This is a genomic window from Streptomyces sp. 8L, assembly GCF_020176795.1.
Lineage (GTDB): Bacteria > Actinomycetota > Actinomycetes > Streptomycetales > Streptomycetaceae > Streptomyces.
The window spans coordinates 1-9,635 of sequence record NZ_JAIUKE010000159.1 but is presented as its reverse complement, the minus strand read 5'-3'; the positions used below and the strand labels follow the sequence as shown (position 1 = coordinate 9,635).

Sequence of the window (9,635 nt, the reverse complement as noted above, 5' to 3'; positions counted from 1 at the left end):
CCCCCCCCCGCCCCCCCCGGCGCCCCCCCCCCCCCGGGCCACCCCCCCCCCCCCCCCCCCGCGGCCCCCCCGCCCCCCGGGGGGCGCCCCCGGGGCCGCGGCCGGTGACGGTGGACACGCCGTACGTGTCCGCCGACACCGTCCGCCACGAGGACGGGCGCCGCTTCGTGTGGCTGGTCAGCCAGAGCGCGGACGCGCTCACGGTGCGCCCGCGCGCCGAGGCCCCTCTGCGCGGCCTCGGCGGCGGGGCACGGGTCACCGAGGTGACCCTGCCTCCCTTCGGCGTACGCGTGCTCGAACTGGTCTGACAGGCACCGGAGTTGCGGTCACCGGCCGTGCGAGACCTCGCGCGGCCGGTGCCCGGCCGTGTGAGACCCCGCGTGCGCGGCGGCGGGCAGCCCGCGCCCCTCGATGTCCACGGTCGGCAGGATGCGCGCGAGCCATCCCGGCAGCCACCAGCCCGCCCTGCCCACCAGCGTGAGCACGGCGGGGACGAGCGTCATCCGCACCACGAACGCGTCCACCAGCACACCGAAGGCCAGGGCGAACGCGATCGGTTTCACGATCGCGTCGTCCAGGGTCACGAACCCCGCGAACACCGCGATCATGATCAGCGCCGCCGCCGTCACCACCCGGAACGCGCCCGGCGCACCGCGCTGGATCGCCTCCCTCGGATCGCTGCCGTGCGCGTACTCCTCGTGGATGCCGGCCACCACGAACACCTCGTAGTCCATGGCGAGTCCGAACAGCACGGCCATGAGGATCACCGGCAGGAAGCTGACCACGGGGCCGGTCCTCGACACCCCGAGCACATCCGCGAGCCAGCCCCACTGGAAGACGGCGACCACCGCCCCGAACGCCGCGGCGACCGACAGCAGGAACCCGATCGTCGCCTTGAGCGGCACCACCAGCGACCGGAACACGATCAGCAGGATGATCAGGCAGAGCCCCACCACGACGGCCGCGAACGGTACGAGGGACGCGCTGAGCTTGCTCGACACGTCCACATTGACCGCGGTCGTACCGGTCACCGCGAGGGAGACGCCGCTGTGCGCCCGTACCCCGTCCCCGTAGTCCCGCACGCTGTGCACCAGGTCCTCGGTGCCCTTGGCGTCCGGGGCCGTGGCCGGCACGAGTTGCAGCACCTGGTCGGTCTTCGACGAGGTGGGCTGCGGCGGTGTGACGGCGGCGACGCCCGGCATCTTCTTCAAGTCCGAGGCGACCTGGCTGAGTTCGGAGCGGGCCCCGCTCGGCCCGCCCTTCGCGTGCGAGGTGTCCGCGAGGACCAGCAGCGGACCGTTGAAACCGGGCCCGAACGCGTGGGACACCGCGTCGTACGCCTCGCGCTGGGTGGAGCCCTGCGGGGCCGACCCGTTGTCGGGCAGCGCGAGTTGCAGCTCCCGCGCGGGCAGCGCCACCACGACGAGCGCCGCGACGCCCGCGAGCACCGTCAGCAGCGGCCTGCGGGTGGTGGCCCTGATCCACCGGGCACCCATGGCGGGCTTGGTGCTGGTCTCGCGCCGCGCCGCCCGCGAGGTGGGCTTCGGGACGAGCCGCCGCCCGGCGAAGCCCAGCAGCGCGGGCAGCAGGGTGGTCGCGGCGAGTACGGCGACCACCACGGTCAGCGCGCCGCTCAGCCCCATGACGGTGAGGAAGGGGATGCCGACCACGGAGAGTCCGGCCAGTACGACGACGACGGTGAGCCCCGCGAAGGCGACGGCGCTGCCCGCCGTGCCGAGGGCGCGCGCGGCCGACTCCTCCACGTCCATGCCCCGGGCCAGTTGCGCCCGGTGCCGGGACAGGATGAACAGCGTGTAGTCGATGCCGACGGCGAGCCCCAGCATCACGGCCAGGGTGATCGCCGTGGACGAGACGCTGAAGACGTGCCCGAGGAGCATCAGCCCGGACAGCGACACGGCGAGTCCGCCGATCGCGGTGATCAACGGCATGCCGGCGGCCAGCAGCGAACCGAAGGTGATCACGAGCACCACCAGGGCCACCAGCACCCCGATCACCTCGGTCGCCCCGATCTGCACCCCGTGGCTCGCGAAGACCGCGCCGCCGACGTGCACGGTCAGCCCGGCCTTCTCTGCTGGTTTCGCCGAGTCCTTCAGCGCGTCCACGCTGGTCGTCTTCACGTCGGGCCCGGCCACGGAGTACTGGACCTGCGCGAGCGCCGTGCGGCCGTCGCGGGTGACCGTGCCCGCCTTCTGCGGCGGTATGACCGCACCGACCTGCGGCGCGTGCGAGGCGTCCCGCAGCGCCGCCGCCATCCCGTTCGCGTACGGCTGCTCGGTGATCCGGTGCCCGGGCGGCGCGGTGAAGACGATCTGCCCGCTCACCCCGCCCGCCGCGGGTTCCACCGCCTTCAGCCGGTCCAGCGCCTGCTGGGACTGCGAGCCGGGGATGGAGAACTGCTCGTCGAGCGCGCTGCCCGCCACCCCGAAGCCGGCCACCACCACCGCGAGCGCGGCCAGCCAGATCGAGAGCAGGAGCCGTCGGCGGCGGAAGGAGAAACGTCCGAGACGGTAGAGAAGACTCGCCATGCTGGGCTCTCCGGAGGGTGCGGGCAGAAGGGTGAGAACGGATGTCAGGCCTGACATCCGTTCTTACGCTAGCACTCGTGTCAGGTCTGACATCCGCTGCCCCGGATACCCCCGCATGACGCTCGTCACCCCCGCTGAACGGCGTGCGACACTGTCCGCGTGACGGAAGCGGAACGGCCGGGCGGCCGCGAGACGACGCGCGCCAGGATTCTCGCCACGGCGCTGCGCCTCTTCGGTGAGCGGGGCTTCGAGGCGACGACCATGCGTCAGATCGCCGACGCCTGCCAGGTCACCGAGCGCACGGTCTACCGGTACTTCCCGTTCAAGGACGACCTGGTGCTGGCCGAGGTGCGGGGGCTGATCCCGCTGCTGCGCGACCTCACGGCGGGCCGGCCCCCCGGCGAGCGGCCCTTCACCGCGGTGTGGCGGGCCCTGCGCACCCTCCAGGAGACACATCCGCACGTCATGGGCCTGCTGGTACGTGACATGGGGGAGCGGCTGCTCGACAAGTCCGGCCCCGGCATGCAGCGCATGATCGAGGAGTTCTGCGAAGGCCTCGCCGACGGGCTGCGGCCCCGGCTCGCCGGTGCGTCGACCCCGACCGTCCGCCTCCTCGGACTTCCGGCCGGAGACGCGCCCCAGGACGCGTACGGGACGCGGGACGCGCGTACGGCGCAGGACGGGTCCGACTGGGTCTTCCGGTCCCGGGTCCTGGCCAGTGCGGCCATCTCGCCGCTGCTGTCCGCGCTCAAGACATGCGTCGAACTGCCCGTCGCGGAACGGACGGTGGACCGCGTCAACGCCCTGCTCGACGAGGCGTACACGGCCATGGGCGACGGCTGAGACCGGCCCGCGCCCCGGTCCCCGGCACCGGGGCGGCGGGGAACGCGGCGACCGGCCGGGTGCGCCGGGCCGCGGTCAGTCCTCCCGGGCGCGGCGCAGGCCCGTCAGCATCCGGTCGAGCACGGCCCCCGCGTCGGCCCGCGCCGGCTCCTGGTCCTCGGAGCGCGCGATGTACAGGCTCGCCTCCGAGATCAGCGCGCCGAGCATGCGGGTCAGCGGACGGACCGGCAGGGGGTCGATCCTGCCCTCCGCGACCGCCTGGGACAGGACCTCCTCCAGCAGGACGTAGCCGTGCTTCTCCACGAGCGCGTCCCAGGCGCTGTGCCCCAGCACGGCGGGCCCCTCGATGAGCACGACGCGCTGGAAGTCCGGGTCGGCGCACGCGTCGAGGAAGGACTGGAAACCCGTGCGCAGCAGGCTCCAGGTGTCCTCCTGGTGCTCCGCCTCCGCGCGGCGCGTCTCCTGCTCGATCAGCCGCTCGGCCATCTCCCGCGCGCACTGCTCCATGACCGCCGTGAACAGGTCCGCCTTGTCCCGGAAGTGGTGGTACAGCGCCCCGCGCGTCACCCGGGCGGCGGAAACGATGTCCTCCGTTCCCGTGGCCGCGTATCCACGGCTCGCGAACAGGGTGCGTGCCGCTCCCAGCAAGGCCTCCCGGGTGTCGGCGACATGATCGGCGCGGCGGCTCGGCACGGATTTCGGTTGCGCAGGCATGCCTTTATTCTGTCCCATACAGGCTGTATGTTGAGAGCATCGTGTATGCGCGTGAACAGATGCACGCACGAGACGCGTCCGCGACGGAGCCCGGGCTCCGTGGGAACGGAGAAAAGGTCATGGCCCTACCCCTCAACCTGACCGTCAAGATGGGCAGCCACCTCGTCAAACAGAAGATGAAGAGGACCGAGAAGTTCCCTCTCATCGTCGAGATCGAGCCGCTGTTCGCCTGCAACCTCGCCTGCAACGGCTGCGGCAAGATCCAGCACCCGGCGGGGGTCCTCAAGCAGCGCATGCCGGTCGCACAGGCCATCGGAGCCGTCGAGGAGTGCGGCGCGCCCATGGTCTCGCTGGCGGGGGGCGAGCCGCTGATGCACCCGCAGATCGACATCATCACGCGGGAGCTGCTCGACCGGGGCAAGTTCGTGGTGCTCTGCACCAACGCCGTCCTGCTGCCCAAGCACCTGCACAAGTTCACGCCGCACCGCAACTTCGCGTGGATGGTGCACATCGACGGGATGCGTGAGCGGCACGACGAGTCGGTCAGCAAGGAAGGCGTCTTCGACCAGGCCGTCGAGGCGATCCGGCAGGCCAAGGCCGCCGGATTCGCGGTCTACACCAACTCCACCTTCTTCAACACGGACACCGCAGAGGACATCATCGAGGTCCTCGACTACCTCAACGACGAGCTGAAGGTCGACCGTCTGGAGATCTCGCCGGCGTACGCCTACGAGAAGGCGCCCGACCAGGATCACTTCCTCGGCGTGGAGCAGACCCGCGAGGTGTTCAGGAAGGCGTTCGGCGAGGGCCGGCGCAAGCGGTGGCGCCTCAACCACTCCGAGCTCTTCCTGGACTTCCTCGAAGGCAAGGCCGAGTTCGAGTGCACGCCCTGGGGCGTCCCCTCGTACTCCCTCTTCGGCTGGCAGAAGCCCTGCTACCTGATGAGCGACGGGTACGCGAAGACGTACCGGGAGCTGCTCGAAGACACCGACTGGGACAAGTACGGGCGCGGCAAGGACCCCCGCTGCGACAACTGCATGGCCCACTGCGGGTACGAGCCGACGGCCGTGCTCGCCACCATGGGTTCCCTCAAGCAGTCGCTGCGCGCGGTCACGGGCTGACGCGCGGACCCGGGGGTGCGGGCAGGCCGGGCGGCGCGAGGAGCCGACCTCCCCGCCGCCCGGGCCCCGAGCCCCTCAGCGGCGCGTGCCGCTGACGCTCTCCGCCTCGATGACGAACAGGACGCGCTCCTGGTCGCGCCCGCCGTACCACGGGTAGGGGCCGCCCAGGTACTTCTGGGCCAGCACCTCCACCTGGTCCGCCGCGCCCTCGGCTCTCACCTCGGTGACCCGGCCGCGGATCTGCACGTACTGCGACGGCGAGTCCGGCGACGCGACGGCGAGCGCGACCCGCGGATCGCGCGCGATGTTGCGCGTCTTGAGGTGGGTGCGGACGCTGTTGACGAGGACGTGCTCACCGTCCGTGTCGACCCAGACCTGGGTGATCTGCGGGGACCCGTCGGCCATCAGCGTCGTCAGGTAGCAGATGCTCGGCTCGCGCAGCAGCGCGGTCAGCTGTTCGGAGAGTCTCACGTGGCCGCAGGCTACCCGGCCGGTTCCGCGCGGTGGATACCGGGCCGCCGGGGGAGGGCCCCGGGGCGGCCCGGTCGGTGCCGTACGCGCGCCGCGGCCCGGTGTCAGCCGCTCACACTCGCCGCGCCGGTCTCCATGTGGCCCGTGTACCGCCGTGACCACGTCGTGTCGGCCGGGACCGTCACCGTGAAGTCGTACCAGCCGTCCGCCACCCCCACCGCGTCGAAGTGGTCCTCGACGGAGCCGCCCGCGGGCACGGTGTAGTGCCAGGGGCCGTCGCCGCGGTAGTGCGTCGAGGTGATGGTGAAGTCCATCGCGGCACTGGACGCGTTGGTCAGGGTGAACCAGAGGGCGAGCCGGTCCGTGCCCGGCGCGTTCGCGTAACGGGCCGCGACCTCCGCGGACTTGCCCGCCTTCGTCGCGTCGCCCGCGAAGCGGCGCAGGAAGCGGTTCGGGCCCGTCATCGTGAAGTCGTACTGCCCCGAGCCGTACCCCGTACCGATGTTGAAGTAGTCGCTCGCCGAACCGCCCGCGTCGACGGTGTACTGCCACGGCACGGTCGGGCGGTAGGCGTTCGGATGCACGGAGAAGTGCGCGGCGCTGGTCGCGGGCGCCCCCTGGTTCGTCATGGTGAACCAGGCGAGGATCGTGCCTCCCGAGCCGGTCTCCAGGTGCGTGAGGTCACCGCCCGGCTGGTACGGCAGCGCGCGGGCCGGCCGGGAGCCTGGCTCCTGCGCGGGCAGCGCGTTGTCCTGCGGCGCCGGGTTCGGCAGCGGCGCGCACGTCTCGATGCCGATGACCGAGGTCGCGGGCCGCCCGGCCGGCATCCCGTACACCGGATGCGCGAAGTCGAAGACACCCGTGAGGTCGCCGGTCACCCGGCGCCGCCAGTCGCTGATGTTGGCGCAGGCGGCCGGCGTGCCGAGCGCGGCGGTCCAGGTTTCGAGGAACCGCAGCACCGACGTGTGGTCGAAGACCTCGGACGACACCCAACCGCCCCGCGTCCAGGGCGACATGACGAGCATCGGCACCCGGAAGCCGAGGCCGAAGGGAATGCCGTCCAGGAACTCGCCGGAAGTGCCCGCCGGCGGTGCGGGCGGCGGCACGTGGTCGAAGAACCCGTCGTTCTCGTCGTAGTTGAGGAAGAGCACCGTCGAGTCGAAGACGTCGGACGAGGCGGCGAGCGCCTGGTGCACCTGCGACACGAAGTGCGCGCCGTCTCCGGGCGGGGCGTACGGGTGCTCGGAGAAGCCCTGGTTCGGCACCACCCACGACACCTGCGGGAGGGTGCCCGCCAGCACATCGGCCCTGATCGCCGCGACGATGTCGTCCGGCGTGGAGCCGGTGGCGGCCGGCACGGAAGCCATGCCCCGGTCGTGCAGCGGATCGCCGGGCTTCGCCGCGGCGAACTGCTTGAAGTAGGCGAGTCCGTTGTCGCCGAAGTTGTCCCCGGCGTTCTGGTAGACCTTCCAGCTGACACCCGCACGCTGGAGCGCCTCCGCGTACGTCTCCCAGGTCAGCCCCGACTCGTCGCCGCCGTCGTTGCTCGACGCGTCGACCTTCCCGCTGAAGAGATAGGTGCGGTTCGGGCCCGTGGCGCTGAGGGTCGAGGAGAAGTACGCGTCGCAGACGGTGTAGTTGTCGGCGAGCCAGTAGTGGTGCGGGATGTCCGCCCGGTCCAGCAGGCCGAGCGTGCGTACGTTGCCGACGCCCGCCACCCAGTTGTCCATGCGGCCCTGGTTCCAGGCCGCATGCTGCGACGACCAGGAGTGCGGCAGGTCCCCGTTGCACTGCGCGATGGTCTCACCCGGCACACCGGCCGCCGCGGGCGTCGAGCCGAGCCGCCAGGGGAACTGCCGGCCGCCCCCGTTGGCCTGCTCGAACACGCTCCGGCCGCCCGACTGGCTGAGCAGGGCCCGGTCGTCGAAGCCCCTGACGCCCTTGAGCCGCCCGAAGTAGTGGTCGAAGCTCCGGTTCTCCTGCATGAGGACCACCACATGCCGGACGTCCTTGAGGGTGCCCGTCGCCGCCGCGGCCGCCCGGCTCGGCGCCGCCGCCGCGCTGCCCGCCGCTCCCACGGCGCCCGCCGCGATACCCGCGCCCAGCGCCACGAACCCCCGTCTGCTGATGGGTGTCATCGGCTCCGCCTCCGTCCTCGTCGCGGTGCCCGGCCGGACACCGGGCGAGAGCCTGGCAGAAGCGGCCCGACCGCCGCCAGAGCGCCCTGCGCGAGGTCCGGTGAACGAAGGCCGAACGGGAGCCGTCCAAGACCGGGGCCCCGGGGCGCGGGACCCCCGGCCGAGGAGCGCGGGCCGCGCACGGGCGGGCTGTGCTCGGCGTGTTCAGCGCGCGGCCCCGGCACGGGCCGCCACCAGGTGCTCGAGGACCGGGCGCCAGTCCTCCAGTTCGCCCGCGTCCAGCCCCACCACCTTGCCCTCGTCGTCCGCCTGACGCAGCATCAGCGCGTCGTCCGCGTCCGGGTCCCGTACGAAGGCGGCCATCTCCTCGGCCGTCATCGGACCGCCCTGCACCCCCAGCGTCAGATCACTCCGCGCTGACAGGCTCCGGCCCGGCTCGGCCGCCGCGAGATAGCGCTTGGCCGGTACGTGGAGCTGGACCAGCCGCGCCACCCGCTCGCCGAGCAGCGCACGGACCGCGTCGGCCGCCGTGTCGGCGTGGCCCGCGTCGTCGCCCGGACGCAGCAGGTGCCCCAGGTCGTGCAGCAACCCCGCGACCTGCAACTCCTTGTCGGCCGGGCGCCTGCGGCGGAGCAGGGCCGCCGTCTGGAGCGCGTGGTCGTGCAGATCCACCGGGTCGCCGGAGCGGTCCGGGGTGTCCCAGGCGCCCCGGCACGCGTGGAGGAGATCCATCAGCTCGTCCACCGAATGAGCGGTCATGGGCTTCCTTCCTCTGGTTCGCCGTCGCGCGGACGAGCAGATCACGCAGGGGTGAACGGGCCACGCCACAGCGGGCTGAACGCGCGGCGAACAGCAGCGGACGATCACCGCGTCAACACGGCGCATCCGAGTCCTCTCCGTTACGCGAATCCCCTGTGCCGGGCGCCCCCGATAGGGCAGTCTGAACGCATGAACGGTGCCAGACATGCCGGAGAACGACTGATGACCTGGCCGGGTCTCAGCGCCGGACAGGGCTACTGCGGCACGGACCTGTGCGTGCGCACGGGAACCCGCGACATCGTGCACTTCCACGGCGAGCACGAGGCCGACGTGCACCTCACGAGCACCATGATCGCCAAGTTGCGCCCGGCGCTCAAGGGCTCCACCGCGCTCCGGCTGCACCGGGGCTCCGGCTGGGTCACCGTCCGGCTGGAGACGGGCGCCGACATCGATCTGCTCGTCACGCTCGTGAGCGCGGCGCTCCAGGGCGCGGCGGGACTCCCGGACGACGGGATCGACGAGGCGAGCGGGCACAGGACCGACCCGTGCAGCCGGTCCCACGCCTACTCCTACGCGCCCTGAGACACACTCCCCGAGAGAGGACGGGCCCCACCGCCGCCGAGGAGCGTCCGCTGCGGATGCGAGATCGCCCGGCGGCGTGGATGGTGGGGAGTAGACGTCCCGAGTGAGGAGTCAGCGATGTCGATGCTCGACAAGCTCAAGGGCATGATGAAGGGCCACGAGGACACGGCCCGCAAAGGGGTGGACAAGGCGGGCGACGCTGTCGACAAGAAGACCGGCAACAAGTACGAGAGCCAGGTCGACGCCGGACAGAAGAAGATGAAGGAACAGATGGGCAACGACCCCAAGTCCGGGGACGACCACCCGCCGCGCACCTGATCCCGGACGTCCGTCCTCACGCCGGTGGGGGGGGCCCCCACAGACAGAGGGAGCGTAAGGCGAGCAAGAAGAGGAACGGCGCGGGCCGCGGCCCCCCCCCCCCCCCCCAGGACCGCTCCTACCCGCGGGGGCGCCATCACCCG

9 protein-coding genes and 1 pseudogene are annotated in these 9,635 nt (G+C 72.0%); 5 read left to right on the top strand and 5 right to left on the bottom strand.

Going from position 1 to position 9,635, the window contains the following annotated elements:
* Nucleotides 1-98 precede the first annotated feature (98 nt).
* Nucleotides 99-308, top strand: a pseudogene (locus tag LCE31_RS15105) (beta-mannosidase); the annotation flags it as partial.
* Nucleotides 309-326: 18 nt separating this feature from the next.
* On the opposite strand, the gene LCE31_RS15100 reads toward LCE31_RS15105, so the two are convergent.
* On the bottom strand, nt 327-2,546 hold the full coding sequence (locus LCE31_RS15100) for an MMPL family transporter (RefSeq protein WP_225014770.1): 2,220 nt from the start codon (nt 2,544-2,546) through the stop codon (nt 327-329).
* 159 nt (nt 2,547-2,705) lie between these two features.
* On the opposite strand from LCE31_RS15100, the gene LCE31_RS15095 reads away from it, so the two are divergent.
* Nucleotides 2,706-3,389 (top strand): TetR/AcrR family transcriptional regulator, encoded by a 684-nt coding sequence (locus LCE31_RS15095; RefSeq protein WP_225014769.1) that lies wholly within the window; start codon nt 2,706-2,708, stop codon nt 3,387-3,389.
* A gap of 75 nt (nt 3,390-3,464) precedes the next feature.
* On the opposite strand, the gene LCE31_RS15090 is transcribed toward LCE31_RS15095, so the two are convergent.
* Entirely contained in the window at nt 3,465-4,103 is a 639-nt protein-coding gene (locus tag LCE31_RS15090) for a TetR/AcrR family transcriptional regulator (protein ID WP_225014768.1), read from the bottom strand.
* 119 nt (nt 4,104-4,222) lie between these two features.
* Here LCE31_RS15090 and hpnH point away from each other — a divergent pair, with 119 nt between their 5' ends.
* Complete coding sequence (hpnH, locus tag LCE31_RS15085) at nt 4,223-5,224, top strand: adenosyl-hopene transferase HpnH (RefSeq protein ID WP_225014767.1); 1,002 nt, start codon at nt 4,223-4,225, stop codon at nt 5,222-5,224.
* Between the two features lie 75 nt (nt 5,225-5,299).
* Here hpnH and LCE31_RS15080 read toward each other — a convergent pair whose 3' ends face one another.
* The 3 genes from LCE31_RS15080 to LCE31_RS15070 all read right to left on the bottom strand — a co-directional run bounded on the left by LCE31_RS15080 (nt 5,300) and on the right by LCE31_RS15070 (nt 8,592).
* Nucleotides 5,300-5,695 (bottom strand): PPOX class F420-dependent oxidoreductase, encoded by a 396-nt coding sequence (locus tag LCE31_RS15080; protein ID WP_225014766.1) that lies wholly within the window; start codon nt 5,693-5,695, stop codon nt 5,300-5,302.
* Nucleotides 5,696-5,799: 104 nt separating this feature from the next.
* Nucleotides 5,800-7,833 (bottom strand): phosphocholine-specific phospholipase C, encoded by a 2,034-nt coding sequence (locus tag LCE31_RS15075; RefSeq protein WP_225014765.1) that lies wholly within the window; start codon nt 7,831-7,833, stop codon nt 5,800-5,802.
* A 204-nt stretch (nt 7,834-8,037) separates the two neighbouring features.
* Nucleotides 8,038-8,592 carry an HD domain-containing protein gene (locus LCE31_RS15070; protein WP_225014764.1) on the bottom strand — a complete coding sequence of 185 codons (555 nt, stop codon included), beginning with the start codon at nt 8,590-8,592 and terminating at the stop codon, nt 8,038-8,040.
* A gap of 189 nt (nt 8,593-8,781) precedes the next feature.
* Between LCE31_RS15070 and LCE31_RS15065 the strand changes: the two genes are divergently transcribed.
* Nucleotides 8,782-9,174, top strand: coding sequence for a luciferase domain-containing protein (locus tag LCE31_RS15065; RefSeq protein WP_225014763.1), 393 nt, complete (start codon nt 8,782-8,784; stop codon nt 9,172-9,174).
* Nucleotides 9,175-9,291: 117 nt separating this feature from the next.
* Nucleotides 9,292-9,492, top strand: a complete 201-nt coding sequence (locus LCE31_RS15060; RefSeq protein ID WP_225014762.1) for an antitoxin — start codon at nt 9,292-9,294, stop codon at nt 9,490-9,492.
* The last annotated feature ends 143 nt before the right edge of the window (nt 9,493-9,635 follow it).